Below are 25248 nucleotides of genomic sequence, written 5' to 3'. Positions count from 1 at the left end.
TTCTTCCTGTTCGCCGGTCTGCAGGCAAGCGTCTATATCCTGCTATGGGTGGCGGCATGGTTCTTCGGCATGCCGCTGGCCATGGCGCCGAAGCCGGAACTCTGGCACGGCCATGCGATGGTCTTCGGCTTCGCTTCGGCCGCGCTGGCCGGCTTTCTGCTGACCGCCGTGCCGAACTGGACCGAGACGCCGCCGGTACGCGGCTGGCGTCTTGGCATGCTGGCGGGCCTGTGGCTCGCCGCCCGAATTCTCGCCCTCTGGCCCGGCGCCATCGAGGCCGGCGTCTTCACTCTTGCCGATCTGGCATTCTGGCCGCTCCTCGCCTCTCTTGTCGGACCCGGCATCCTGCGCCGCAACGCGAAACGGAATGGCGTCTTCGTCGTCATTCTCGCGGCACTTTTCCTGGCCGATCTGGGCTGGCATCTGGAGGCGCTTGGCGTGGGCCAATTCGGCCATGCCGGTCTGTATGGCGCGCTGGGACTCTTCGCTCTCATGGTCGCCATCATCGGCGGGCGGATCGTGCCGGCCTTCACCGTCAACGGGATGCGGGCAGCGGGCCGGCCGATGCAGATCGTGCCGCGTCCGTGGCTCGACCGCTGCGCGCTGTTCACACTCGCCGCCGGCCTGATCGCCGAGTTGGCGGCGGCGCCGGCGGGTCTTCAGGCCGCATTGTTCGCCATCGCCGCCCTGCTGCATCTGCGTCGCTTTCTGCTCTGGCAGTTCTGGCGCACATGGCGCGTTCCGCTTATCTGGTCGTTACACCTGGGATATGCCTGGCTGGTCATCGGCATTGCCCTGAAGGCCCTCGCCGCGCTCGATCTGATACCGCTTAAGGTGGCGCCGCATGCCCTGGGCGCCGGATGCGTCGGCATGATGGTGCTGGCGGTGATGACGCGGGCGTCGCTGGGCCATAGCGGGCGGCCGCTGGTCGCGCCGGCCAGCGCTGTTGCAGCCTATGGCCTGGTCGGCCTCGGTGCAGCGGGGCGGGTGGCTGCGGCCTTCGATCTTGGCGCCATGACCTACTGGCTCACCGCCGGCGCGGGAATCCTCTGGGCAACCGGCTTCCTCGTTTTCGTGATCGGCTATCTGCCGATCCTGGTCAAACCGCGGGCAGATGGCCGGCCCGGCTGACTCGCGTCATGAAAAGGAGCTTCCATGTCTGACACTGCCGCTTCAGCAGCACCTGCATCGCCCCAGTCGGTCGAACCACTTCCGGCCGAATCCGGGGCGCTGATTGATCATATCCTGCAGCGATACCATGAAACGCACCGCCGCGAACTTGAGATATTGATCGCGGCGGCACGCCGCGTGGAGATGGTGCATGCCAATCATCCCGCTTTGCCGAAGGGACTCACCCGCCTGCTTCAGGATATGAAGATCGAGCTGGAGATGCATATGTGCAAGGAGGAGCATGTGCTGTTCCCACTTATGAAGGAGGGACAGGGTACATTGACCGCCCAACCAATCTCCCTGATGCTGATCGATCATGAAGATCAAATAGCACTGATCAGGCTACTGGATAGCATTACCGACAACTGCACCCCGCCCCCCGAGGCCTGCTCGACCTGGCGGAACCTTTACACCGGCATCCGCAAATTGCTGAACGACCTGGACGAGCATATCAGCATCGAAAACACCGTCCTGTTTCCCCGCTTCATGGCGCCGGGCCGCTAAGCCATACGGACGGTGAGATCAGTTCCAGCCCGGAACGCCCGCCATGTTCGGCAGGCGATGCGCGATGCCCTTGTGGCAATCGATGCAGGTCTTTTCGCCGGGGAACAGATGCCTCGAATGCATGATGGCCGCGCGCTCTGACTGCTTGGTCAGATCCATCGAATCGGCACTGTGGCAGTTGCGGCATTCGAGCGAATTGTTGGCCTTCAGCCGGACCCATTCGTGCTGGGCCAGTTCGAGGCGCATGGCGACGAATTTCTCGCGGGTATTGATGGTCCCGAAGATCTTCCCCCAGACCTCTTTCGAGGCCTGCATCTTGCGGGCGATCTTGTCGGTCCAGTTATGCGGCACATGACAGTCCGGGCAAGTCGCGCGGACACCGGAGCGGTTGGTGTAATGAATGGTATCCTTCAGCTCGGCGAACACATTGTCGCGCATTTCATGACAGCTGACGCAGAAACGCTCGGTATTGGTCAGTTCGAGTGCGGTGTTGAAACCACCCCAGAATATGATGCCGGCAATGAAACCGCAGACGACCAGCAATCCCAGGCTCAGGCTGGTGCTGGGCCGGATCAGCGTCAGCCAGTAGGGCTGCAGGAATCTCCAAAGGCGCCGGATCATTGCCTGGCCCCTGTGCCCGCGGTCCCCAGCGTCTTGCGCTGCCGCTCGATCAGCGTATCGATATCGGTGAATCCGTTGGGCACCAGCGGCTTCGCCTCATGCTGCGGAACGTGGCACTGCGTGCAGAAATACCGCCGTGCCGAAACGGTCGCCAGGATCTGGTCGTCCCGGTCCATGAAATGGGTGACGCTGATCATCGGTGCCTGGCTCATTTCCGTCATCCGGCGGCCGTGGCAGGACAGGCAGCGATTTGCATTGAGCGAGACTTCATAGCCGCGGATGCTGTGCGGGATCACCGGCGGCTGCTCCGGATAATTGCGGCTCCGGCGTGCGTCGTCGTTGATCTCGCGGGCAATCTGCGCCGACTCCTTGGTTTCGCCGATCGGCGTCGGGCCGCGCAGGCCGCGCAGGTCGACGGCCAGCGCCGTCGCGGCGGCGAGCATAGTTGCTGCCAGACAGGTAGCGAGTATCACCCGTCTCACAGCTCACCTCCCTGGCCCGACCGCACCCTTTCGATGCGGATGGCGCATTTCTTGAAGTCGGTCTGGCGCGAGATCGGATCGGTGGCGTCGAGCGTCACCTTGTTGATCAGGATGCTCTCATCGAACCACGGCACGTAGACCAGGCCGACCGGCGGCTTGTTGCGGCCACGGGTCTCGACCCGGATCAGCACCTCGCCGCGCCGCGAAACCAGACGGACTTCATCGCCGCGCCGGATGCCGCGCCGCTTCGCATCATCGGGATGCATGTAGCAGAGTGCCGACGGGACGGCGCGGTGCAGTTCGGGGACGCGACGGGTCATCGAGCCGGAATGCCAGTGCTCCAGCACGCGGCCGGTGACCAGCCAGGTGTCGTACTGATCGTCCGGCGACTCGGCCGGCGGTTCATACGGGAAGGCAAAAATCCGCGCCTTCTTGTCGTCGAAGCCGTAGAAGGCAACGCCCTCTCCGGTTTTCACATAGGGATCGTGGCCCTCACGATAGCGCCAGCGGGTTTCCTTGCCATCAACCACCGGCCAGCGCAGGCCGCGCTCCTGATGATAGCGGTCGAAAGGCGCGAGATCGTGGCCATGGCCGCGGCCGAAAGATGCATATTCCTCGAACAGGCCTTTCTGGATATAGAAACCGAAGGCCTTCGCCTCGGCATTGGCATAGCCTTCCTCGACTTCGCTGGCCGGAAAGCGGTTGACCGAGCCGTTAGCGAAGAGCACGTCGTACAGCGTCTTGCCGCGATAACCGGGATTGGCGTCCAGGGTTTCCTTTGGCCAGACTTCCTCGGTCTTGAAGCGCTTGGAGAATTCCACGAGCTGCCACAGGTCGGAGCGGGCTTCGCCCGGTGCACTCACCAGCTGGTGCCAGAAATGCGTGCGCCGCTCGGCGTTGCCGTAGGCGCCTTCCTTTTCGACCCACATGGCGGCGGGCAGGATCAGATCAGCTGCCCGCGCGGTGACGGTCGGATAGGCATCCGAAACAACGACAAAATTCTCCGGGTTCCGGTAGCCCGGCAGGCCTTCTTCCATGATGTTGGCGCCGGCCTGCATGTTGTTGTTGACCTGTACCCAGTAAGCGCTGAGCTTGCCGTCCTTCAGCATGCGGTTCTGTTCGACCGCATGATAGCCCGGCTTGTCCGGCAGCAGGCCGGGCGGAAGCTTCCAGATCTTCTCGGCGGTTTCGCGATGCTTCGGATTGGTGACCACCATATCGGCCGGCAGGCGGTGGCTGAAGGTACCGACCTCACGCGCGGTGCCGCAGGCCGAAGGCTGGCCGGTCAGCGAGAAGGGGCTGTTGCCCGGTTCGGCGATTTTGCCGGTCAGCAGATGGATGTTGTAGACCATCTGGTTGCACCAGACGCCGCGGACATGCTGGTTGAAGCCCATGGTCCAGAAGGACATGACCTTGCGTTTCGGATCGGCATAGAGTTCGGCCAGCGCCTGCAGCTGACGCACCGGCACGTTGGTGAGCTTGGAGACTTTCTCCGCAGTGTACTCGCTGACATAGCGTGCGAATTCATCGAAGGTCATCGGACTGGAACCGCCGGCATCGTCGCGGTTCTTCGCTTTGACCTCCAGCGGATTTTCGGCGCGCAGCCCGTAACCGATATCGGTATTACCGCGCCGGAAGCTGGTATGTTTGTCGACGAACTGGCGGTTCACCCGGTTGGTGGTGATGATGTAGTTGGCGATGTAATTCAGGATCGCGAGATCCGTGCCGGGAAAAAAGATCACCGGCACGTCCGCAAGATCGAAGCTGCGATGCTCGAAGGTCGACAGCACCGCTACCTTGACATGCGGATTGCTGAGGCGGCGGTCGGTCACGCGGGTCCACAGGATCGGATGCATCTCCGCCATGTTCGAGCCCCAGAGCACGAAGGCGTCGGCAGCCTCGATATCGTCATAGCACCCCATCGGCTCGTCCATGCCGAAGGTGCGCATGAAGCCGAAGGCGGCGGAGGCCATGCAATGTCGCGCGTTGGGATCCAGATTGTTGGAGCGGAAGCCACCGCGCATCAGCTTGGTGGCGGCATAGCCCTCCCAGACCGTCCATTGACCCGAGCCGAACATGCCGACGGCGGTGGGGCCTTTCTCGCGCAGCACGCGCTTGAACTGTTCCGCCATCACGTCGAAGGCGCGATCCCAGCTGACCGGCTGGAATTCGCCATCCTTGGCATAGCGGCCATCCTTCATGCGCAGCAGGGGCTGCGTCAGTCGGTCCTGGCCATACATGATCTTGGAGAGGAAATAGCCTTTCACGCAATTCAGGCCGCGATTGACCTCGGCCTTGACGTCGCCATGCGTGGCGACGACGCGGTTGTCGCGGGTGGCGACCATGACGCTGCAGCCGGTGCCGCAGAAACGGCAGGGCGCTTTGGACCATTTCAGGCGCGCCTCGTCGCCGGGAATCACGACATTGGCGGCTTCAGTGGAGAATGGCAGGCCGGCGGCGCTGGCGGCGATGGCGGCGGCCTTGGCCTTGATCATCTGGCGGCGGGTCAGCTTCATTGGGGGCAACCCCTCATTCGTCGGCGGACGTTTCAACCTGGTGATAGACGAGCGTTGCGGCGAGCACGCCCTTGATCGACTGGATCTGGCCGAGATGGCTGGCAATATCCTGTTCGCTGGCGGTTTCGAGCGTGACCACCAGTTTGCCTGCGGGCGACGTGGCGTCGATCACGGCACCCGGCACGCGCGCGATCGCGCGCTGCACGGCGTCGAGCCGTGCCGGCAGCGCATGAATGACGAGGCTGGAGATATGCGTCTCCAGCCGGCCGGTCAGAAGCGCGCGCCGGCGGGGATTGAAATCTGCATCTGTGGAGGACATGGCGGCCTCATCCTGTCGGCGGCCCGGCGACCATCTGGAAAATCCAGACGGCAAGGCCGTAGCTTCCAACGATGGCAACCGCGGTCGCGGGTGCCACGACAAAGGTAAGAAAAAGGAAGACGAACCATTCGCGACGCCGGACAACCTGCTCCGGCTCGTTCGTGGAGACTTGCACAGGCATCGGGGACTCTCCCGGGCAGGACGTGCGGTCTGCATAAAGCCGTCATCGTGGCGACGGGAATAAACTTTTGCGCAGATTCCCGACGAAGGCAACCTGTTATGCTGCGGCATGCCGAATCGTATTCACGCGCGGCAGATAGCTGTCGAAGGCACTGCATATTTGTCGCAATAGCAGGCGTCCCTGCGGATGCACTGCAACCACGCCGTCCTCGATGGTGAGGAAGCCGGCCGCCGCGATCGGCTGCAGTGCAATCAGATCGTCATGCAGCGGCTGCGCATCCAGACCGAACTGCGCGGCTTCGGCATTCAGATCGACATGCAGGTTGCACATCAGCTGCTCGATAATTCGGCCGCGCATCCGGTCCTCGGGCGTCAGTGCCCGCATCCGCTCGACCGGCAGCGCAGCTGTGCCGATTTTGCGCCGCCAGGCCGCGACGCCGCGCAGATTGGCGATATAACCCTGCGGCAGCTGGCTGATCGCAGAGGCGCCGAAGCCGATCAGCGTGCCAGCGCCGTCGGTGGTATAGCCCTGGAAATTGCGATGCAGACGGCCGCTCCACGCAGCCACCGCCAGCGGATCGCCGGCCCGGGCAAAGTGGTCGAGACCGATGCTGGCATAACCTGAGCGGTTCAGCTGCGCTTCGGCCAGAAGAAACTGGCGCAGCCGCAGATCATGGTCTGGCAGCGCGGCGGCATCGATCCGCTTCTGATGCGCGCGCATCCACGGCACATGGGCATAGCCGAACAGCGCCAGGCGCTCGGGCTGCAGCAGCATGGCTTGTTCGATCGTATCCGCCAGGCTGTGCTCGTCCTGCCGGGGCAGACCGTAGAGAATGTCGAAATTGATCGATGCGATACCGTTCTGCCGCAGCAGGCCGACGGATCGCTGCACATCGCCGAAGGGCTGGATCCGGTTGATCGCCTGCTGCACCAGGGGATCGAAACTCTGCACGCCCAGGCTGGCGCGGTTCACACCACAGCTGGCGAAGCCCCGTGCAAGGTCTGTGTCGAAGCGGCGGGGGTCGACCTCCACGGCGATCTCGATGCCGGGATCGAAAGCGAACAGTCCGGCCAGCCGGTCGGTGACCCGCTGCAGGCCGGCGGCGCCGAGGATGGTGGGCGTGCCGCCCCCCCAGTGGATCTGGCTGACCCGCGCCTGCGGCGGCAGATACTGCGCCACCAGGGCGATCTCGGTCAGCAGCGCGTCGACATAATGCCCGATGGCATCGTCGCCCTTGGCGATCTGCGTGGCGCAGCCGCAATACCAGCACATGCTGCGGCAGAAAGGGACATGCAGATACAGGGACAGCGGCGCCTGCTCCGGTACCGCGCCAAGCCAGTTGCGCCAGTCCGCGTCGTCGTGTGCGGGATTGAAATGCGGCGCGGTCGGATAGGAGGTGTAACGCGGCACATCGCGGTCGCCGGCCGCCAGGGCGGCCAGGCGCGGGGCGAGATCGCGCGGCAGGTCGGGCATTGCGGATTCCGGGGGCACGGCCGGCATCAGAGCTGCCGCAATCGTTCGAAACGCTGCGCATTGGGGCAGAAGCCGCGCCACCTGTCGTCGTCGGTGTCGCTGTCCAGCCATTGGCGGCATTCGCGGGTGTAGCGGCAGAAGGCACAGCTTCGCGCCGCATTGCTCAACTGGGTGCCCAGCGCGACACGGGCGGCCTTTTCGATATCGATGCCGAACCGCTCCATCATGCGGTGCAACAAGCCGCTGCGCCGATCAAGAGCTGCAAAAAGGGTCATGGCGCGTTACTGGCGTGCGATGGATGTCGCCGAGCGCTGCAAGCTGGCAAAGGTATAGGCGTTGGAGCAGAAGGCGGGCCATTTCGCCGCCGCGCCGGCACTTGCCTGCCAGGCGCGGCAGCGCTTGCGTTCCGGACAGAACGTGCAGACGCGCTGCAGGTCGCGCAGCACATCCGTCGGGTAGGAGAGGTGGCGGAGTGCGGGGCGGCTCAGGAGTGTCGCAAGTTCGCGACTGCCACCGCCGGTGCGGGCCGCGAGAGCCATATCGGTTTCACTGAGGTTGAAGTCAGCGCATACCTGGCGGCGCGTGTCCGGTGAGAGGCTGTCCCATTCAGCGCTGCGGGTGGCGGCTTTGGCGGCCTGACGTAGCCAGCGCATGGACCCCGCAAACGCCTGATGTAGCGGGTCTGGAAGAACATGTTTCCGCATTGCCGGCCTCCATCGATGTTCGATGTCTGCAGGATAGCGGCGACGTCCAGAACATCATTGCGCCAGGTCAAACAAAAGAATTATCGCAGTTTGCTCGGGTTGCTGCGAATGAGCGGCCGGCTAGATGTCGGAGCTCTTTTTCCGAGATGAGTGGCAGGGCTTTATACTCCAATCGCCCGGAGCGCCTCCATTTCACGGAAAACGCATTGTCGGGGCGAAAATCCGGAGTCCGGCTTGAATTTCCGGCACTTCAGTTGGAATGGCGTCCCCGGAGAGATTCGAACTCCCGACCCGCTGCTTAGGACGCAGCCGCTCTATCCAGCTGAGCTACGGAGACGCACGCGGCGGACCCTAGCGCCTGTGCCGCCGGGTCGCAACCCGCCGCCCCCATCCACCGTGCACTGGCGCAGCCGGCAACGGCCTGGCCGGCGCGCATTTTTCCGGTCGATTCCGGCATATCCGAAAAGTAACTGCGTGTGGTCCCCGGCGCAGTGGCAGAGTGTCTTTCGCCGGACGACGCCCTTCTGTGCGACGCCTGTCCCAGCCTCGGGTCGCCGGCAGCCAGGAGCGCCCGCATGCCGTCCACCAGCTCGCAGTCCTATATCGACCTCGCCCGCCGGCATCTGCACGACGGCGCCAGCTTCATCGGCGTGGCCTCGATCACGCCGGCCATGACCGCCGGCATCGCTCCGCTGGAAGACTGGATCGCCACCATCGAGAATGCCTATCACGGCCTGCTCTGCCTCGTGGCCGCCCAGACCAACCTGCATGCCATCGCGCCGGTCACGGCGGCCGATCTGCAGGCGATCAGCGAAGAACGCGGCATCGGCCAGCATGTGCGCGACCTGCTCGGTCCTTATTCCATCGGCCATCATTCGCCGCTGGCGAAACTGCCGGTGGCCGAACGCCTGCAGTTCCTCGGCCTGATCGTGCTCGAACTCCAGGTGGTGCAGGGCGATTTGGTCGCCCAGCAGCGCGACTGGGTGCTGGATGCCGTCGCCATGAGCGACATCGACGCCGCCATGCAGCGCCTGCTCACGGCCTTGCGCCTGGCCGAAACCGGCACGCAGCTGCGCCTGTAATCTGGGACCTAGCCGAGGCCGCGCGACTTCAGCTCGTCGCCGAAACGGCTGACGCCAGCTTCCAGCATATCTATCTGTGCCGGCGCGTTATACGCCCGGTCGCCTTCAATACCCCGCAGCAGGCGGGCAACCAGATCGCCCCAGTCGAAATCCGCTGCAGCCAGGTCGCCCATCGATGGCACGGTACTACCACTTCCCGGCAACAGCAGCGGCAGGCCGATATAGCCGCTCAGACTCATCCGGTCGCGTTCGCTCATTCCGGCGGTGGCCGCTGCCCACGCATCCTTCGCAGCCTGCGGCGCATTCGGCGGCGGAAACGTCATCATCCTGCCAGCACCGACCTCGACGATGCCGTCGTTATTCAGGTCGACCTGCATATCGCGCCCCAGCAACAGGTTGGCCGCGCCTTCCTCCGACAGCGACGCGACATTGATCGTATCCGCCAGGCCCCTGGCCTGTTGCAGCAGCGTCAGATCCTGAGCCGTCAAGCCGGCGAGAAAACCCTTCGCGCCGCCGCGCGCCACGCTGGCGCTGGCGCTGTCACGGATCGCATCCACGGCGGTCTGTTTGCCGGCCAGATCCTGCGCCGAGAAGCGGCCGTCATACAGCATGGCGGCGAAATCGCCGCTGCAGGATCGTTTACTGCTGCCGGTCTGGCTGAGACTGCCGGTTTCGATTCGCATGGTTAATCCCCTCTGAAGTCCCGCACTACCTTGGCAAAGCCTGCCGGGCCGGAGGCGCGCCCGGGCAGAATCTGCCGGCACGGCGATGCAGCGGAAACCGCATGGACTGCGGGTTTCGCTGCATCGTTGTGTGGCGACAGGGAGAACGGAGCAATCCTCATGCCAAGGATCGCTTACTCCTCAGGGTTCAGGTCGATGGTAAACGCGGTCAGCGCCGCTTGCCGCCGCCCTTGTGCGGCGGTTTCTGCGGCTGCTGCTTGAGCGCCATCAGCGCCGCGAAGGGTGAATCCGCCATCTTCGCCTCATCCGCCTTGCGCTTTTCCTGCTCGCGTTCGCGCTTGGCGACGATGGCCTTGTGCGAGCGCAGGTACAGCGTCACGTCTTCCTTCGTCTCGGGATCGCGCGCGGTAATGGTCTTGTAGCCCAGTGCCCAGAGCAGACGCTGCAACTCATCTGGTCCGCAGCCGGCCAGGTTCATCCAGGCGGTATCGGCAACGAAGCTGCCCGGCGGGCCGAGACGCTTTTTCGGCCCGGATAGTTTGGGGGCTGCTTCGGCCGGTACGACATCCGGTGCGACATCCCGCGCGGCATCCGGTGCGGTTTCGGCTTTCACGCTTTCAGCCAGTGCGGCGAGCGAAGCGCCTTCCGCTGCCGGATCCGGCACGGCGGCGGCTTCCACCAGCACCTCTTCTGCCGGTGCCTGGCTGGCCGGTGTCTCTTCCACATGCATGTCTTCAGCCGGCGTTTCCGCAACAACTGCAGCCTCGGGCTTCGGCTCTCCCGCCCTTCCGCCTTTCGGCCTGTCATGTCCCGCCGGGTCTTTCCTGAAATACTGGCGCGAGGCCATCTCGGCCTGGCGCCCGCCTTCGGCGATGCGCTGCACGATGTCCAGGCGATAGGCCTGGCGTCCGGCGCGTAAGAATCCCGCCGCCAGCCACCAGGCGTCATCGCGCCATTCCAGCAGCGGCACGGATGTGAGCCCCGGCGTCGGCGGCGCCTCCGGTTCCTTGCTGTTGAAGATCGCCCAGAGCAGCGTCTTCAGCTGCGTCGGCTTCGGCTTCAGCAGCTTGGTGGCGAGGATATGCGTCTCGCCGAAGCTGACGCCCATCTTGCGCAAAGGATGTCGCTCGGCCTGACCCATGTTGCGCACCAGGTCCGAGACGTCGTCGCGTTTCAGTGCGCCGAGATTCTCGGCCAGCTGGAAAGCCAGCCCGCGCGCCGCGCCTTTCAGCTCGGCATCGCGCAGCCGGTACAGGTCGCCCAGATGCTGGCGCAGATGGCGCTTCAGCCAGCCGGTCAGCTTTTCTTCCACTGCCTTGCGTGTCTCGCCGGGCAGCTGGTCGTCGGCCAGCAGACTGACCTTCGGCTCCAGCATCTCGCTGCCCTTGGCCAGCACCGCCAGCATGACGGCGTCCTTCTCCGGCGTGATGCGCTGGATGCCGCCTTCGGGCGACAGGGCAAAGGCCTCGTCGGGCAGTTCCACCAGCGCGGCGGCGCGCTCCGCCAGCGCCGGGCCCAGCACGCGCAGGGCGGCTGAGCGCAGGATGCGGCGCTGCTCCACCGTGTCATGGCCGACCGGTCGGAAGCGCAGGCCATGCAGATGGCCGATGATCTCGCCTTCCACGGTCAGCGCGTCATCCTCGCCCAGTTTCACGTCGAGGGCGGCGGCATCTTCCTCCAGACCGCGGCTCAGCACGCTGGTGCGGCGGTCGACAAAGCGCTCGGTCAGCTTTTCATGCAGCGCATCCGACAGGCGGTCTTCGATGGACCGGGTCTTGCCCTGCCAGCTTGCGGCATCGTCCATCCAGCCGCCGCGATGGGTGACGGTGGTCCATGTGCGGATATGCGCCAGCCTTTGCGACAGCGTGTCGATATCGCCATCGGTGCGGTCGATGTTGCGCAGCTGTCCGGCCACCCAGTCCGACGGCAGCTTGCCGTTGCGGTCGCACAGATGCACATATAGCTGGCTCAACAGCCGCGCATGGCTGTCATGCAGATCCTTGGCGAAATCCGGAATCGCGCAGACCTGCCACAGCAGTTCGACACGGTCCTTCGAAGTCGCGCGCTCCTGCACCGCGGCATCTTCGCGCAGCGCCTGCAGCGACAGCAGATCGTCGGCATCGCGGCCGCGCGTCAGGCCCTCGCGCGGCGGCGGAAGTTCCAGCGTGCGGACCAGGGCCTCCACGCTGCGGAAATCCAGATCGGTGTTGCGCCAGCGCGCCGCATTCACCGGCTCGAAGCGATGGTTCTCGATCCGCTCGATCAGGTCGGGGTCCATGGCCGGGCAATCGGCCGTGGTGCCGAAGGTGCCGTTGCGCATGTGACGGCCGGCGCGGCCGGCGATCTGCGCCACTTCGGCCGGCATCAGCGGCCGCATGCCGACGCCATCGAACTTGGTCATCTCGGCGAAGGCCATATGTTCGATATCGAGATTAAGCCCCATGCCGATGGCATCGGTCGCCACCATCACATCGACATCGCGATTCTGGAACAGCGCTACCTGCGCATTGCGCGCGCGCGGGCTGAGCGCCCCCAGCACCACGGCGGCACCGCCGCGCTGGCGCCGCACCTGCTCGGCGATGGCATAGACGTCGCTGGCCGAGAAGGCCACGATGGCCGAGCGTTTGGGCAGTCGCGAGAGTTTCTTGGCGCCGGCGTAAGACAGCTGCGACAGACGCGGCCGGGCGATGAATTCGGCATTCGGCACCAGCCGCCGGATCAGGCCGCGCATGGTGTCGGCGCCGAGGAACATGGTTTCTTCCGTGCCGCGCGCCTGCAGCAAACGATCCGTGAAGACATGGCCGCGCTCGGCATCGGCCGCCAGCTGCACTTCGTCGATGGCGAGGAAGTCGTATGCGCGGTCGAGCGGCATGGCTTCGACGGTGCAGACGAACCACTGTGCGCCGCGCGGGATGATCTTTTCCTCGCCGGTCACCAGCGCCACGGCGCGGTCGCCTTTGATCTGGACGGCGCGATCGTAGATTTCCCGGGCCAGCAGCCGCAGCGGCAGACCGATGATGCCGCTGCGATGACTCAGCATGCGTTCGACGGCCAGATGGGTCTTGCCGGTATTGGTCGGGCCCAGCACGCAGAGGATGCGGCCCTTGGCGGAAGTCTTGATCTCGGTCACGGCGGAAGCTTTCTGAGACGACCGCTCATCACTCCGGCGGCGCGGCATTATAGGGCGGCGTTTGCGCCTGCCTCAACCGTCTGGCTACCGACCACGTCCCCCCAGGCTGCCGCCATCCAGCGCCACGGTCTTGATCATGGCATAGACGGGCTTGCCGGGCTGCAGGTCCAGCCGGTCGGCTGACAGCCGGGTGACGCGGGCCAGCACGGTGTCGCCATGGCAGTCCAGCCGCACCTCCACCTGCGGGGCGCCCTCGCTGCTCGGTTGCAGCTCGGCCACGGTGCCGGGCAGGATGTTGAGCGCGCTGGTACCGGTGGGCGGAGTCAGCGCCAGCGTCACATCGCGGGCCCGGATGCGGATGCGCAAAGCCGTGCCCAGCGCACGCTCCAGCCGCGGCACCATCACGTCGCCGGCGCGGGTCTGCAGCACGCTCAGGCCCCAGGCCTCGTCATGGCGCACCAGCGTGGCGTTCAGCACCGCGCCGGCCTCGTAGCGGCCGGTGAGCGGAAACAGGTCGAGCCGCGCCGTCAGGTCTTCCACGCTGCCGACCGCCTGCACACGGCCGTCCGACAGCAGCACCACCGTGTCGGCCAGCCGCGTCACTTCCGGGATGGCGTGGCTGACATAGACGATCGGCAGCCGCAGTTCGTCGCGCAGGCGTTCGAGATAGGGCAGGATCTCGTCCTTGCGCGCGCCATCCAGCGAAGCGAGCGGCTCGTCCATCAGCAGCAGTTCCGGCCGCGACAGCAGCGCGCGGCCGATGGCGACGCGCTGCTTCTCGCCGCCCGACAGCGTCGCCGGCCGGCGCTGCAAAAGCTGTGCGATGCCGAGCAGGTCGACGATATGGCCGAAGTCGATGTCGTCATCGCGGCGCGCGAAGAAGCGGCCATAGAGCAGGTTGTTGCGCACGGTCAGATGCGGGAACAGCCGGGCATCCTGGAACACATAGCCGATGCGGCGCTGGTGCGGCGGCACGTTGATGCCGTTCCCGGTATCCGCCAGTACCCGTCCGTTGATGCTGATGCGCGCGCGTTGCGGCGTCAGCAGCCCGGCGATGGCATTGACCAGCGTGGTCTTGCCGGCACCGGAGCGGCCGAACAGCGCGGTCAGCCCCGGGGCGCAGGCAAACTGCGCCTGCAGCGCAAAGCCGCCATAGTCATGCGCGATGTCGATCTCCAGACTCATCCCAGCACGCGCCTTGCACTGCGCCGCGCCAGCAGTTCGCTCAGCAGGATCGCCACGGCGGCGATGGCGATGGAGATCAGGGTCAGCCGCAGCGCCTGCGCATCGCCGCCCGGTACCTGGGTGAAGGTGTAGATCGCCGTGGGCAGCGTCTGCGTCTCGCCTGGGATGTTGGAGACGAAGGTCACGGTGGCGCCGAACTCGCCAAAGGCGCGGGCGAAGCTCAGCACCACGCCGGCGAGAATCCCCGGCAGGCTGAGCGGCAGCGTCACGGTGAGAAAGACCAGCGCAGGATGCGCGCCCAGTGTGCGGCCGGCGGCTTCGAGCCTGGGATCGACCGCTTCCATCGAGAGACGGATGGCGCGCACCAGCAGCGGAAAACCCATCACCGCGCAGGCCAGTGCGGCGCCGGTCCAGCGGAAGGCAAAGACAATGCCGATCTCGGCGAGCCAGCTGCCGAGCGGGCCGCGCTTGCCGAACAGCAGCAGCAGCAGATAGCCAGTGACCACCGGCGGGATGATCAGCGGCAGGTGTACGAGTGCATCGAGCAGCGCCTTGCCGGGGAAGGTTTTGCGCGCCAGCAGCCATGCAATCAAAACACCAAACGGAAGACTGCCGAGCGTGGCGACACTCGCCACTTTCAGGCTCAGCAGGATCGCGGTGGTTTCTTCGGGGGTGAGGGAGAGCACGCTGGCCTGTAAATCTCAATTCGTCGCCGCATGCGCTGCGATCACCGTGAAGCCGTTCTTCGCGAACACGGCCTTTGCCGCGGCACTGCGCAACCCCGCCAGCCAGGCGGCGGCCTGCGGATGCCTGCTGTCGCTCAGCTGCGCCGCCGGATAGAGGATCGGCGGATGCGTGTTGGCCGGGAAGGCATCCAGCGCGCGGACATTCTTTTCCACGGCAGCATCGCTCGCGTAGACAATCCCGGCCGGCGCCTCGCCGCGTGCCACCAGCAACAGCGTGGCGCGCACATTCTCGCCCTGCGCCAGGCGGGGCTGCACACTCGGCCAGACCTGCAGCGCTTGCAGCGCCGCCTTGCCGTATTTGCCGGCCGGCACGGCATTCACATCGGCCATCGCCAGCCGGCCGTCTTTCCCCAGCAGGCCGGCGAGGTCGAAGCCCGGCGCGATCTTCACACTCGCCTTCGAGCCCGCCGGCGCGATCAGCACGATGCGGTTGCCGAGCAAGGTGCCGCGCGTGCCCGGCTTCACCAGTTTCTTCCGCTCGACATAATCCATCCAGTCGAGATCGGCCGACAGGAACAGGTCGGCCGGCGCGCCGGCCTCGATCTGCTTGGCCAGCGCGGAAGACGCGGCATAGGAAATCTTCACCTGCGCCGGCGGCACGATGCTCTGGCCGGTCTTGATCTCGTCAAGCGCGGTTTTCAGCGACGCGGCGGCGAAGACCAGCAGGTCCTGGGCTTTCGCGGAAGCAGGGACGGCAATGGCCATCAGGGCGGCAAGCAGCAGGCAGCGCATGGATTTCCCGCGTTATGTCCCGAGAACTATAACGGCCGTTATAGCTGCACGGCAATAGCGGAACTTGCTTTCCTTTTACTGTCATGCGCGGACTTGATCCGCGCATCCCATTTCCTGCCGGCCGCTTTAATGGGATACCCGGGACAAGCCCGGGCATGACAACAAACTCTATGTCTTCCGCAGCTTCTGCAATGCGGCGATGTTACGCGCGCAGGCTTTCTCGGTGGCGGCCGTCATCGCCTGGTAATGCGCCAGCACCTGCCGGCCCAGCGCGGTGAGCTGCGCGCCGCCGCCGGCCTTGCCGCCGGTCGCGGCCTGCACCAGCGGCGCCCTGAAATAGCCGTTCAGCGTTTCCACCAGCTGCCAGGCGCGTTTGTAGCTCATGCCCATGGCGCGGCCGGCCGCCGAGATCGAGCCGCTGGCGGCGATGCGCTCCAGCAGCTCGCCCTTGCCGGGACCGAGAAAGGCGTCCGGCGCCAGCACCACGCGCAGCCGCGTCGCCGCTTTGCCGCCGGCAGATGTTTTCTTCGCTGCAACCTTTGCCGTGATCTTCGCCATGGGACGGGACTACAGCACAGCCGCGATATGCGGCGCCAGCCCTCCGCGAAAGCCACGGTCCCGGCACAGTCTGTTCGCAAGGCATTCGCGCGGGTGTGACCGCCATGGGGCATCTGCGGCCACGCTCGGTCCCCTTTTCGTGGCTGCGGGTTTCGTGTCATGGCAGCGGTTCGCCGCCGCGGGACTGAAACCTGCGTGGCGCCTCTGTTTGTCGATCCCCTCAGACAGGAGAAACAGCAGATGAAACGCTTTTTGAAACAGATGCCACAGGCCGCGCTCGCGGCTGCACTGATGGTTTCGGTGTCGACCTTTGCCCTAGCCGCCGGTGGCGGTAGCGGCGGGGCAGGTGCCGGCGCGGCCGGCGCCGCAGGTGCTGCAGCTGGCGCCGCCGCAGGTGCGGCCGGTGCTGCGGCAGGCGCTGCGGCCGGTGCTGCCGCGGGTGCGGCGGGCGCGGCCGGTGTCGGCGGCGGTTCGGGCAGCGCTTCGGCCGGTGGGTCGGCCGGTGGATCGGGCAGCGCGTCCGGCGGTGCCTCGGGTAGCGGCGGTTCCGGCAGTGCCGGCGCCGGTACCTCGGGCGGCGCCACGGCCAGCACCAATGGCAGCGACACCAACAGCAACAGCGTCGGCATCGGCGTTGGCGGCAATACCGGCGTCGGCGTGAGCGCCGGTCCGTCGGGCATCGGCGCCAGCACCGGCATCGGCGCGGGTGGCACTGCCGCCAGCAGCAACGGCAACGGTGTGGCGGCGGGCGTCAGTAACGGCAACGCGGTCGGCGTCGGGCCTTCGGGCATCGGCGTCAGCAGCGGCACCGGCGCGGGCATCGGCGCCACCGGCAGCAACGGCAGTGCGGCGGCGGTCGGCGCCAATAACGGCACGGCGGTCGGCGTCGGCCCGTCGGGGATCGGCGTCAGCAGCGGCACCGGCGCGAATGCCGGCGTCGCCAACGGTCACGGCAGTACGGCGGGCCTTGGCGCCGCCACTGGTCTGGGCGCCGGTGTCAGCGGCAGCTCAGCCGGTCATGGCGGCCATGGTCACGGCGGCAGCGTAAGTGCTGGCCTGGGCAGCAATGCCGGCGTGGCCGGTGGCGTCAGCAACGCCAGTGGCCAGAGCGCTAGTGCGGCGGCCGGTGCCGATGCCACGGCCGGCGGCACGGTGAGCGGTACGCGCTGACCGTACATAAGCCAAGTCTAGGTGAGGCAGAGTAAGGATGAGGCGGGCAGCGCCATAAGCTGTCCGCCTCTTTCTGTTGCGTCAGGTTTTCTGTTTGAGCCGGCGCAATGCCGCGACGGTTTCGCGCAGGCCGCGGCTTAAGGGTTTGTCCCGCCGCAGCACCAGCGCCAGCTGCCGCGTCAGGCGCGGTTTCAGCGCGCGCACCTCCAGACCTTTACGCGCTTCCGCGGTTGCCAGCGCCATGGCCGGCAGCACCGAACAGCCCAGCCCGGCACCGACCAGCTGCTTGATCGCTTCCACGCTGTCGAGCTCCATGCCGGCGTTCGGCGCCAGGCCGGCGGTGGCGAACCAGCCGTCGATCAGGCTGCGCGTATTGCCGCCGGGTTCGGGGATCACCAGCGGCAGATCCATCAGCGCCTGCGGCGTCACCGGCTCGGGCAGCTTGAGCGCCCTGGATGAAATCGCCACGAAATCGTCGTCGATCAGCGGTGTGGCATCGAGCGCGCGACCGAGCGACTGCGATTTGGTTTTCGGCGGCAGCGTGACGAGGCCGAGGTCGAGGCTGTTGTCTTCGATGGCGCGTAGGATCTCCGGCGCATTGCCGGTATTCACCGTCAGGTCGAGTTTGGGAAAGCGCCTGCGCAGGTCGCTCAGGATCGGCGGCAGGATGTGAATGCAGGCGGTGGCGCCGATGCCGATCCGCACCCGCCCGGTCACGCTGCGGCCATGCTGCGCCACGTCTTCAAGTGCGGCATTCACGGCAGAGTCGATCGTGCCGGCATGCTGCAGCAGGGCGCGGCCGGCTGCCGTCGGCGTCGCCGTGCGGCCGACGCGTTCGATCAGCTTCAGCCCGAGTTTCCGTTCCAGCTGGCGGATCTGCAGGCTGACGGCGGGTTGCGTCAGGTTAAGCCGCGCCGCCGCGGCCGAGAAGCTGCCGAGCCGCACGACATCGGCGAAGGTCTGCAGGTGGTCGAGGTTGAAGCCGCGCATGCCTTAATTTTACTGATGCTTTGCATAAAAAGGCAAAATTTTATTTATGGCCGGAAAAACCGCATCCTGCCGCCATGACACTCCTGCTGCTCTCCCGGCCGCTTTCCATGTCTCACCTGCCGGTCGCCGGCGACTGGCTCCGTCCGCTGCTGCGCCGGCTCGCCGGCAGCAACGACACCCGGCTGCCCGAGGACATGGAAGACTGGCAGCTACGCGATCTCGCGCTCACCCGGCCCCATAAGGCTTTCCGGCCCGGCCCCTGTCGCTTCATCATCCCCTGGCTGCCATGAACGCTCTCTCTGCCGCGCCGATCCTGCTCTCCGATGCCTCGGAGGCCGACATGACGCAGATCCAGCGCATCTACGCGCATCACGTTCTGAACGGCCTGGCCAGTTTCGAGGAGGAGCCGCCGCCGCTGGCGGAGATGCTTGAGCGGCGCGCGAAGGTGCTGGAGCACGGCCTGCCCTATCTGGTGGCGAAAGCGGCGAATGAGGACCGCGTGCTCGGCTATGCCTATGCCACGCCATACCGCCCGCGCCGCGCGTATCGCTTCACGGTCGAGGATTCGGTTTACATGGCCGAGGGCGCGCAGCGGCGCGGCATCGGGCGGCTGCTGTTGCAGGGCGTGATCGACCGCTGCACCGCCGCCGGTTTCCGCCAGATGATCGCCATCATCGGCGACGGCGAAAACAATGCCGGCTCAGTCGGCCTGCATGCGGCCTGCGGTTTCCGGCTCGTCGGCAGTTTCACCGATGTCGGCTTCAAGCATGACGGCTGGCGTGACACGGCGCTGATGCAGCGCGCACTGGGCGAGGGCAGCGGGGCGAAACCGTAGAACCAGCCACGCCATCGCGCGTTATAGGAGTGATGAAGATCGCCACCTATAACGTGAACGGCATCAACGGCCGCCTGCCGGTGCTGCTGCGCTGGCTGAAAAAAGCCAAGCCAGACATCGTCTGCCTGCAGGAGCTGAAGGCGCCGCAGGACCGCTTCCCGCTGGCGGCGATCGAGAAAGCCGGCTACGGCGCGATCTGGCATGGCCAGAAAAGCTGGAACGGCGTGGCGATCCTGGCGCGCGGGAAGGAACCTGAGGAAACCCGGCGCGGCCTGCCCGGCGACGCGGACGATCTGCACAGCCGCTATATCGAGGCCGCCATGAACGGCATTCTCGTTGGCTGCCTCTACTTGCCGAATGGCAACCCATGGCCGGGTCCGAAATTCGACTACAAGCTCGCCTGGTTCAGACGCCTGCAGGCACATGGAAAGCGGCTGCTCAAGCTGAAGCAGCCTGTCGTGCTGGCTGGCGATTACAACGTGATGCCGACCGAGCTTGATGTGTACAAGGCGGAGAACTGGAAGAACGACGCGCTGTTCCGCCCCGAAATACGAAAGGCCTATGCCACGCTGGTGAAGCAGGGCTGGACCGATGCGCTGCGCGAACTGCACCCGGATGAGCGGATCTACACATTCTGGGATTACTTCCGCAACGCCTGGCCGCGCAATGCCGGGCTCCGGATTGACCACCTGCTGCTCAACGCGCCGCTGGTGAAGCGGCTGAAACAAGCCGGCGTGGATTCAGAGGTGCGCGGCTGGGAAAAGACCTCGGATCACGCGCCGGTGTGGATCGAGGTGACGGAGAAGGTGGCCAAGCGAAGCACAGTGAAGAAGAAAACCATGAAGAAGAGAGCCGCCTGAACCTCACCTCGCCCCCGGAAACATCTCCACATGGCTTTCGCCGCTGCGGCCGAAATAGACCGCGCGCCGGCCGCTGAGCGACACGATGTAATCTACGCAGCCGGCCGCCATCACGCGGCGGCAGAATTCGCGATAGGCGATCCGGCCGGCCTGGATGTCGCGCACCGCTGAATCCACGCCGGCGGCGGAAAACTCCATCGCCGGCGTTGCTGCGATCATGGCATTGCTCACCACATGCGAGCGACCGTCAGGCATGTAGTAGGTTTTCTCATGGCGCAGCAGGTCGGCGCGATAGCGCTCGACGCCGGCCGCCATCAGCTTGCCCACCACCTGCGGAAAACTCAGGCGCTCCTGATCCGAACCATCGGTGCACTCGTGCAGCACGGCCTGCCAGTCGGTGTCGCTTTGCATCGGCTTGATCCTTTCAGTCGCAGCTTTTTCTAATCTATGGGCACGGCGCGCAGGCCGTGATGGCGCACCAGGTCTTTCAGCGCGCGTTCGAGTGCCGCACGTTCGGCCGGCGGCAGATGCGCGAAGAAAGCCGCGTCATTCTCATCCGCTGTTGCTGCCAGCACCGGCACGAGATCGCGGCCGGCTTCGGTGAGCGAGAGCATCTGCGCGCGGCCGTCGGTGGCGCTGGCGCGGCGCGTCACCAGCTGCTTGGCGATCAGCCGGTCGGCCAGCCGGGTCACGGCGCCGCGCGTCAGGCCGATCTGCTGCGCCAGCTGGCTCGGCGCGGTCTCGCCCTCCAGCAGCTGCCGCAGCACCACCCATTCCGCCACCGTCACGCCGCGATCTTCCAGCCGGCGCGCGAAAGCCTGCGACACATGGTTGGAGACGTAGCGCAGCCAGTAGCCGAGATGGCTGGCCAGCGCGGCCGGGCCGGGAGATGTATCGGCGGGTGAGGAGGCAGACATACAGACTGTGGCCGGATCGATTTAATTGACTAGTAAACTATATCGGCATCGCTGCCTGGTCAACCGGGTTGGCCGACCGGTCGGCTGCCAGACAGTATGTTGCCTTAATGTTCTATTTGTGATAGGCTGACGGGGCGTCGGGCTTGCAGTGCCGTTTGTGCTCGATCAAATGCTTACGGGCTGAAAGAACCCAAACGAACGCAAATGAAGCCAAACGAACACCAACGAACACCAACGAACACCAACGAACGCAAACGAAGCGCTACGAACCGAAACAAGCACCAGCGAAGCGGAACGAGCACCGGATGGACCCCCCTGGGCGGACTTCCGGTGACCCGGACCGGTTCGGCCCGAAAGGTAAATTTGACACCTGGCCAAAGCCCGGCATACTGCCTGTTGCACCGCAGCATGGGTTAGACTGCGGCCTATATAAGTAGAGTGGGTGGACGCAGAGAAGATGACTGGCAGCAAGGACGACATCACCTTCCCGGAAGCCTGGGCCAAACTCGCGCAGAAGGAACTGGGCGAGAAGCCGCTGTCCGATCTGGTCTGGCTCACGCCCGAAGGCATCAAGGTCAAGCCGCTCTACACCGCCGCCGATCTCGAAGGCCTCGAAGGCCTGAATTCGCTGCCCGGCGTCGATCCGTTCACGCGCGGCGTGCGCGGCACCATGTATACCAACCGGCCCTGGACGATCCGCCAGTATGCCGGCTTCTCGACCGCCGAAGAATCCAACGCCTTCTATCGCAAGAATCTCGCCGCCGGCCAGCAGGGCGTTTCTGTTGCCTTCGATCTTGCCACCCATCGCGGCTATGACAGCGATCATCCGCGCGTGGTCGGCGATGTCGGCAAGGCCGGCGTGGCGATCGATTCCATCGAGGATATGAAAATCCTCTTCGACGGCATTCCGCTCGACAAGATGAGCGTGTCGATGACCATGAACGGCGCCGTGCTGCCGGTGCTGGCCTGCTACATCGTCGCCGGCGAGGAACAGGGCGTGTCGCCCGCACAGCTTTCAGGCACCATCCAGAACGACATCCTGAAAGAGTTCATGGTGCGCAACACCTATATCTATCCGCCGGCACCCAGCATGCGGATTATCTCGGATATCATCGGCTATACCGCGCAGCATATGCCGAAGTTCAATTCGATCTCGATTTCCGGCTATCACATGCAGGAAGCCGGCGCGACCGCCGTGCAGGAGCTGGCGTTTACGCTGGCCGACGGCAAGGAATATGTCCGCACCGCGATCGAGTCCGGCCTCGATGTCGATGCCTTCGCCGGGCGTCTCAGCTTCTTCTTCGCCATCGGCATGAATTTCTTCATGGAGATCGCCAAGCTGCGTGCCGCGCGCCTGCTGTGGACGCGGATCATGAAGGAGTTCAACCCGAAGAAGACCGGCAGCCTGATGCTGCGCACGCATTGCCAGACCTCGGGCGTCTCGCTCACCGAGCAGGATCCCTATAACAACGTGGTGCGTACCGCGGTCGAGGCGCTCGCCGCCGTGCTCGGCGGCACCCAGTCGCTGCACACCAATGCGCTGGACGAAGCCATCGCGCTGCCGACCGAATTCTCGGCGCGGATTGCCCGCAACACCCAGCTCATCATCCAGGATGAAACCTACGTCACCAAAGTCGTCGATCCGCTCGCCGGTTCCTATTACGTCGAGGCGCTGACCCATGCGCTGGCCAGCCATGCCTGGGCGCTGATCGAGGAGGTCGAGTCGATGGGTGGCATGACCAAGGCGGTCGAAAGCGGCATGCCGAAGCTGCGTATCGAGGAAGCGGCGGCGCGCCGCCAGGCCCGCGTCGACCGTGGCGAGGATGTCATCGTCGGCGTCAACAAGTATCGCGCGCCCAGCCAGGACGTGCCCGAGACGCTGGAAGTCGACAATACCAAAGTGCGCGAGAACCAGGTGGCGCGGCTCAAGACCATCCGCAACACGCGCGACAAGGAGAAAGCCGCTGCCGCGATCAGGGCGCTTGAGGAAGGTGCCGCCGGCAACGCCAACCTGCTGGAGCTTTGCGTACAGGCGGCGCGCGCGCGTGTCACCGTCGGCGAGATGTCGGATGCGATGGAGCGCGTCTTCTCGCGCCACCAGGCCACCATCCGCTCGATCAGCGGCGTCTATGGCGCGGCCTATACCAACGACGAGGGCTTCATGCAGATCCAGAAGGATATCGAGGCCTTCGCCGCCGAAGAGGGCCGCCGCCCGCGCATGCTGGTGGTGAAACTCGGCCAGGACGGCCATGACCGTGGCGCCAAGGTGATTGCCACGGCCTTTGCCGATCTCGGTTTCGACGTCGATGTGGGGCCGCTGTTCCAGACGCCCGAGGAAGCTGCGAAAGACGCCATCGAGAACGACGTGCATGTCGTCGGCATTTCCTCGCAGGCGGCCGGCCACAAGACGTTAGTGCCGCAATTGATCGAGGCTTTGCGCAAGCAGGGTGCTGGCGACATTCTGGTCATCACCGGCGGCGTGATCCCGCCGCAGGATTACGACTTCCTGCGCAAAGCCGGCGTCGCCGGCATCTACGGCCCCGGCACCAATATCCCGCAGGCCGCCGCCGAGATCGTCAGGCTGATCCGCCAGCAGCATGCCACCGCGGCTAAGGGCGCGGCGGAGTAGCAGGCCCTCACCCTCTCCCGCTCTCGCGGGCGAGGGGAAAGATGCCGCAGTCCTCCCTCTCCCATGAAATGGGAGAGGGTCGGGGTGAGGGTGGCAGTTGAAACCTGCACCGATGCAGCCCATATTGGCTGCATCATGATCCCGTCGCGCGCACGCTTTCTTGCTCTGACCTGCCGCGCCAGCCGCCTGCACGCAGGCCGCTAGGCCCCGGCCGCGCGCGCGTTTTCGCGCATCGCCCGCCGGGGCATACCTTCCGAAAAACTTTTTCTTCTCATTCACCGCGTGCAGCTCTGCTGCCCCGCGCACGGAGTCATGTCATGAGCTTTCTCGATCCGCGTCCCGCCATCATCCTCACCGGTGCCGATGCCGACCGGCTGTCGGCGCTGGCCGAAACCGCCCGCAGCCGCCAGCCCGATGTCGCCGATATGCTGGAGGCCGAAGTTGCCCGCGCCGCCATTGTCGCGCCCGCCGATCTGCCGCCCGACACGGTGACGATGGGCAGCCACGTCACCTTCGGCTACGACCATGCCAGGCGCAGTCACTGGCTCACGCTGGTCTATCCGGCCGAGGCCGATCTCGACAAGGCGAAGATCTCGGTGGCGACGCCGGTGGGTGCTGCGCTGATCGGCCTGCGCGAAGGCCAGTCGATTGCCTGGACGACGGCCAGCGGCGCAGTACGCCGCATCACGCTGCACAAGGTGGCCTACCAGCCCGAGCGCGCCGGCCGCTGCGATCCGTAAGGGGAACTCCGGACGACTGGGCAGGTTCTGCTACGACCGCTAAGCTTGCGCGATCTTGATCCGGAGGAAACCATGCTGCCGCCTTTTGCCGTCACGCCGCTCTATGCTGCGCTCTGTGGCCTGCTGCTGCTGGCGCTCGGCCTTGTCGTCGTGCGACTGCGGCGCAAGCATGCAGTGCTGACCGGCGACGGCGGCCATGCGACGCTCGCGCGCGCCATGCGCGTGCAGGCGAATTTCGTCGAGTATGTGCCGCTCACCCTGCTGCTGCTGTTCATGCTGGAGATGTCGCGCCAGCCGGTCTGGGCGCTGCATCTGCTCGGTGCGGCTTTGTTTATCGGCCGGCTGCTGCATGCCTGGGGCTACCTGATGACGCCGCAGCTGTCGTTCGGCCGCGCGCTCGGCATCGGGCTGACCTGGATCGTGCTGGGGGTGACGGCAGCCTGGCTGCTGCTCGTGGTGCTGCAGCGCTACGCGATGATGCCGGCGTAACTCAGGCCTGTTTCTTCAGGTTGGCTTTCAGCGCGTCGTCCACGGCCTTGAGCAGATCGTCACGCCGCACCGGTTTTTGCAGGATATTGTCGGCGCCCAGCCGTTCGGCCATGCCGAGCAGTTCGTTGGCGCCGATCCAGCCGCCGCCGGAAATCGCGATCACCGGCAGGCCCGGCCAGCGCCGCTTGGCCTCGCGCAGCACTTCCACCCCGTCGCGCTGCGGCATCAGGATATCGGTCAGCACCATGTCGATGCCGCCGCGCTCCAGCAGCGCGATACCCTGCTCGCCGTTGCCGGCCAGCACGGTGCGGTGACCGTTCGCTTCCAGGTGGACGCGAAGGATGTCGCGGAATTCCGGGTTGTCGTCGATGACGAGGATGCAGGCCATCAGTGAATGTCTTCCGGGGGCGATTATTGGCAACAGGACAAAACTTCTGGATTGAAATGTTGCGGACTTCTGCCCATTCTAGCGGCGAATATCCAGAATGCAGCATATATTTCAAATAGTATTTCTGTTCGGTTTTCCGCGCTC

The 25248-nt window shown here is 65.4% G+C and carries 28 protein-coding genes and 1 tRNA gene; 10 read left to right on the top strand and 19 right to left on the bottom strand.

Going from position 1 to position 25248, the window contains the following annotated elements:
* Positions 1-1131 (top strand): NnrS family protein (locus CTR53_RS12710; RefSeq protein WP_290813809.1); only part of this gene is annotated, 1131 nt, incomplete at its 5' end.
* 24 nt (positions 1132-1155) lie between these two features.
* Entirely contained in the window at positions 1156-1674 is a 519-nt protein-coding gene (locus CTR53_RS12705) for a hemerythrin domain-containing protein (RefSeq protein ID WP_290813806.1), read from the top strand.
* An 18-nt stretch (positions 1675-1692) separates the two neighbouring features.
* Here CTR53_RS12705 and CTR53_RS12700 read toward each other — a convergent pair whose 3' ends face one another.
* The 9 genes from CTR53_RS12700 to CTR53_RS12660 all read right to left on the bottom strand — a co-directional run bounded on the left by CTR53_RS12700 (position 1693) and on the right by CTR53_RS12660 (position 8307).
* Entirely contained in the window at positions 1693-2295 is a 603-nt protein-coding gene (locus CTR53_RS12700; protein ID WP_290813803.1) for a NapC/NirT family cytochrome c, read from the bottom strand.
* Positions 2292-2738 (bottom strand): nitrate reductase cytochrome c-type subunit, encoded by a 447-nt coding sequence (locus tag CTR53_RS12695; RefSeq protein ID WP_290813801.1) that lies wholly within the window; start codon positions 2736-2738, stop codon positions 2292-2294. Before CTR53_RS12695 ends, CTR53_RS12700 begins: the two co-directional genes overlap by 4 nt.
* Positions 2739-2773: 35 nt before the next feature.
* Positions 2774-5293, bottom strand: a complete 2520-nt coding sequence (gene napA, locus CTR53_RS12690) for a periplasmic nitrate reductase subunit alpha (RefSeq protein WP_290813798.1) — start codon at positions 5291-5293, stop codon at positions 2774-2776.
* A 13-nt stretch (positions 5294-5306) separates the two neighbouring features.
* On the bottom strand, positions 5307-5612 hold the full coding sequence (locus tag CTR53_RS12685; protein WP_290813795.1) for a chaperone NapD: 306 nt from the start codon (positions 5610-5612) through the stop codon (positions 5307-5309).
* 7 nt (positions 5613-5619) lie between these two features.
* Positions 5620-5793 (bottom strand): periplasmic nitrate reductase, NapE protein, encoded by a 174-nt coding sequence (locus CTR53_RS12680; protein WP_290813792.1) that lies wholly within the window; start codon positions 5791-5793, stop codon positions 5620-5622.
* 96 nt (positions 5794-5889) lie between these two features.
* A complete protein-coding gene (gene hemN / locus CTR53_RS12675) occupies positions 5890-7266 on the bottom strand; it encodes an oxygen-independent coproporphyrinogen III oxidase (protein WP_290813789.1) in 1377 nt (458 codons plus the stop codon).
* A gap of 26 nt (positions 7267-7292) precedes the next feature.
* Positions 7293-7541 (bottom strand): DUF6455 family protein, encoded by a 249-nt coding sequence (locus tag CTR53_RS12670; RefSeq protein ID WP_290813787.1) that lies wholly within the window; start codon positions 7539-7541, stop codon positions 7293-7295.
* A gap of 6 nt (positions 7542-7547) precedes the next feature.
* Entirely contained in the window at positions 7548-7919 is a 372-nt protein-coding gene (locus CTR53_RS12665; protein WP_290813784.1) for a DUF6455 family protein, read from the bottom strand.
* Positions 7920-8230: 311 nt separating this feature from the next.
* Positions 8231-8307 (bottom strand) — tRNA-Arg (locus tag CTR53_RS12660).
* Between the two features lie 238 nt (positions 8308-8545).
* Between CTR53_RS12660 and CTR53_RS12655 the strand changes: the two genes are divergently transcribed.
* Positions 8546-9052, top strand: a complete 507-nt coding sequence (locus CTR53_RS12655) for a hypothetical protein (RefSeq protein ID WP_290813782.1) — start codon at positions 8546-8548, stop codon at positions 9050-9052.
* An 8-nt stretch (positions 9053-9060) separates the two neighbouring features.
* Here the strand turns inward: CTR53_RS12655 and CTR53_RS12650 are convergent, their stop codons facing one another.
* The 6 genes from CTR53_RS12650 to CTR53_RS12625 all read right to left on the bottom strand — a co-directional run bounded on the left by CTR53_RS12650 (position 9061) and on the right by CTR53_RS12625 (position 16086).
* Positions 9061-9735: a hypothetical protein gene (locus CTR53_RS12650; RefSeq protein ID WP_290813779.1), complete on the bottom strand. Its 675-nt coding sequence runs from the start codon at positions 9733-9735 to the stop codon at positions 9061-9063.
* A 208-nt stretch (positions 9736-9943) separates the two neighbouring features.
* Positions 9944-12865, bottom strand: a complete 2922-nt coding sequence (locus tag CTR53_RS12645; RefSeq protein WP_290813776.1) for a helicase-related protein — start codon at positions 12863-12865, stop codon at positions 9944-9946.
* A gap of 84 nt (positions 12866-12949) precedes the next feature.
* Positions 12950-14050, bottom strand: coding sequence for a molybdenum ABC transporter ATP-binding protein (modC, locus tag CTR53_RS12640; RefSeq protein WP_290813774.1), 1101 nt, complete (start codon positions 14048-14050; stop codon positions 12950-12952).
* Complete coding sequence (gene modB / locus CTR53_RS12635) at positions 14047-14736, bottom strand: molybdate ABC transporter permease subunit (RefSeq protein WP_290813770.1); 690 nt, start codon at positions 14734-14736, stop codon at positions 14047-14049. The genes modC and modB overlap by 4 nt, the downstream gene beginning before the upstream one ends.
* Before the next feature lie 15 nt (positions 14737-14751).
* Positions 14752-15528: a molybdate ABC transporter substrate-binding protein gene (modA, locus tag CTR53_RS12630; RefSeq protein WP_290813767.1), complete on the bottom strand. Its 777-nt coding sequence runs from the start codon at positions 15526-15528 to the stop codon at positions 14752-14754.
* Between the two features lie 168 nt (positions 15529-15696).
* Positions 15697-16086 (bottom strand): LysR family transcriptional regulator, encoded by a 390-nt coding sequence (locus tag CTR53_RS12625; RefSeq protein WP_290813764.1) that lies wholly within the window; start codon positions 16084-16086, stop codon positions 15697-15699.
* 240 nt (positions 16087-16326) lie between these two features.
* On the opposite strand from CTR53_RS12625, the gene CTR53_RS12620 reads away from it, so the two are divergent.
* The gene (locus tag CTR53_RS12620; protein ID WP_290813762.1) at positions 16327-17256 is read left to right on the top strand and encodes a hypothetical protein; all 930 of its coding nucleotides are present in this window, start codon (positions 16327-16329) and stop codon (positions 17254-17256) included.
* Between the two features lie 81 nt (positions 17257-17337).
* On the opposite strand, the gene CTR53_RS12615 is transcribed toward CTR53_RS12620, so the two are convergent.
* The gene (locus CTR53_RS12615) at positions 17338-18246 is read right to left on the bottom strand and encodes a LysR family transcriptional regulator (RefSeq protein ID WP_290813759.1); all 909 of its coding nucleotides are present in this window, start codon (positions 18244-18246) and stop codon (positions 17338-17340) included.
* 74 nt (positions 18247-18320) lie between these two features.
* Between CTR53_RS12615 and CTR53_RS12610 the strand changes: the two genes are divergently transcribed.
* Genes CTR53_RS12610 through xth form a run of 3 tightly spaced genes read left to right on the top strand, consistent with a single transcriptional unit; the run spans position 18321 to position 19941 of the window.
* Entirely contained in the window at positions 18321-18536 is a 216-nt protein-coding gene (locus CTR53_RS12610) for a hypothetical protein (protein WP_290813756.1), read from the top strand.
* A complete protein-coding gene (locus CTR53_RS12605) occupies positions 18533-19081 on the top strand; it encodes a GNAT family N-acetyltransferase (RefSeq protein WP_290813752.1) in 549 nt (182 codons plus the stop codon). The genes CTR53_RS12610 and CTR53_RS12605 overlap by 4 nt, the downstream gene beginning before the upstream one ends.
* 32 nt (positions 19082-19113) lie before the next feature.
* Positions 19114-19941, top strand: a complete 828-nt coding sequence (gene xth / locus CTR53_RS12600; protein WP_290813749.1) for an exodeoxyribonuclease III — start codon at positions 19114-19116, stop codon at positions 19939-19941.
* A gap of 3 nt (positions 19942-19944) precedes the next feature.
* On the opposite strand, the gene CTR53_RS12595 is transcribed toward xth, so the two are convergent.
* Together CTR53_RS12595 and CTR53_RS12590 are read right to left on the bottom strand one after the other, a co-directional pair.
* Positions 19945-20352: a DUF1398 family protein gene (locus CTR53_RS12595; RefSeq protein WP_290813746.1), complete on the bottom strand. Its 408-nt coding sequence runs from the start codon at positions 20350-20352 to the stop codon at positions 19945-19947.
* A gap of 29 nt (positions 20353-20381) precedes the next feature.
* Positions 20382-20858: a MarR family winged helix-turn-helix transcriptional regulator gene (locus tag CTR53_RS12590; RefSeq protein WP_290813743.1), complete on the bottom strand. Its 477-nt coding sequence runs from the start codon at positions 20856-20858 to the stop codon at positions 20382-20384.
* 457 nt (positions 20859-21315) lie between these two features.
* Here CTR53_RS12590 and scpA point away from each other — a divergent pair, with 457 nt between their 5' ends.
* From scpA to CTR53_RS12575, 3 genes are all read left to right on the top strand, one after another.
* The gene (gene scpA, locus CTR53_RS12585; RefSeq protein ID WP_290813739.1) at positions 21316-23487 is read left to right on the top strand and encodes a methylmalonyl-CoA mutase; all 2172 of its coding nucleotides are present in this window, start codon (positions 21316-21318) and stop codon (positions 23485-23487) included.
* Between the two features lie 317 nt (positions 23488-23804).
* The gene (gene rnk / locus CTR53_RS12580) at positions 23805-24227 is read left to right on the top strand and encodes a nucleoside diphosphate kinase regulator (RefSeq protein WP_290813736.1); all 423 of its coding nucleotides are present in this window, start codon (positions 23805-23807) and stop codon (positions 24225-24227) included.
* A 72-nt stretch (positions 24228-24299) separates the two neighbouring features.
* Positions 24300-24716: an MAPEG family protein gene (locus CTR53_RS12575; protein WP_290813732.1), complete on the top strand. Its 417-nt coding sequence runs from the start codon at positions 24300-24302 to the stop codon at positions 24714-24716.
* A 1-nt stretch (position 24717) separates the two neighbouring features.
* Here the strand turns inward: CTR53_RS12575 and CTR53_RS12570 are convergent, their stop codons facing one another.
* Positions 24718-25104 carry a response regulator gene (locus CTR53_RS12570; RefSeq protein WP_290813730.1) on the bottom strand — a complete coding sequence of 129 codons (387 nt, stop codon included), beginning with the start codon at positions 25102-25104 and terminating at the stop codon, positions 24718-24720.
* Positions 25105-25248: the final 144 nt, after the last annotated feature.

The sequence above is a fragment of the Ferrovibrio sp. genome, from assembly GCF_002796975.1.
In the GTDB taxonomy this organism is placed as follows: domain Bacteria; phylum Pseudomonadota; class Alphaproteobacteria; order Ferrovibrionales; family Ferrovibrionaceae; genus Ferrovibrio.
This window is presented reverse-complemented; position numbering and strand designations above follow the sequence as displayed.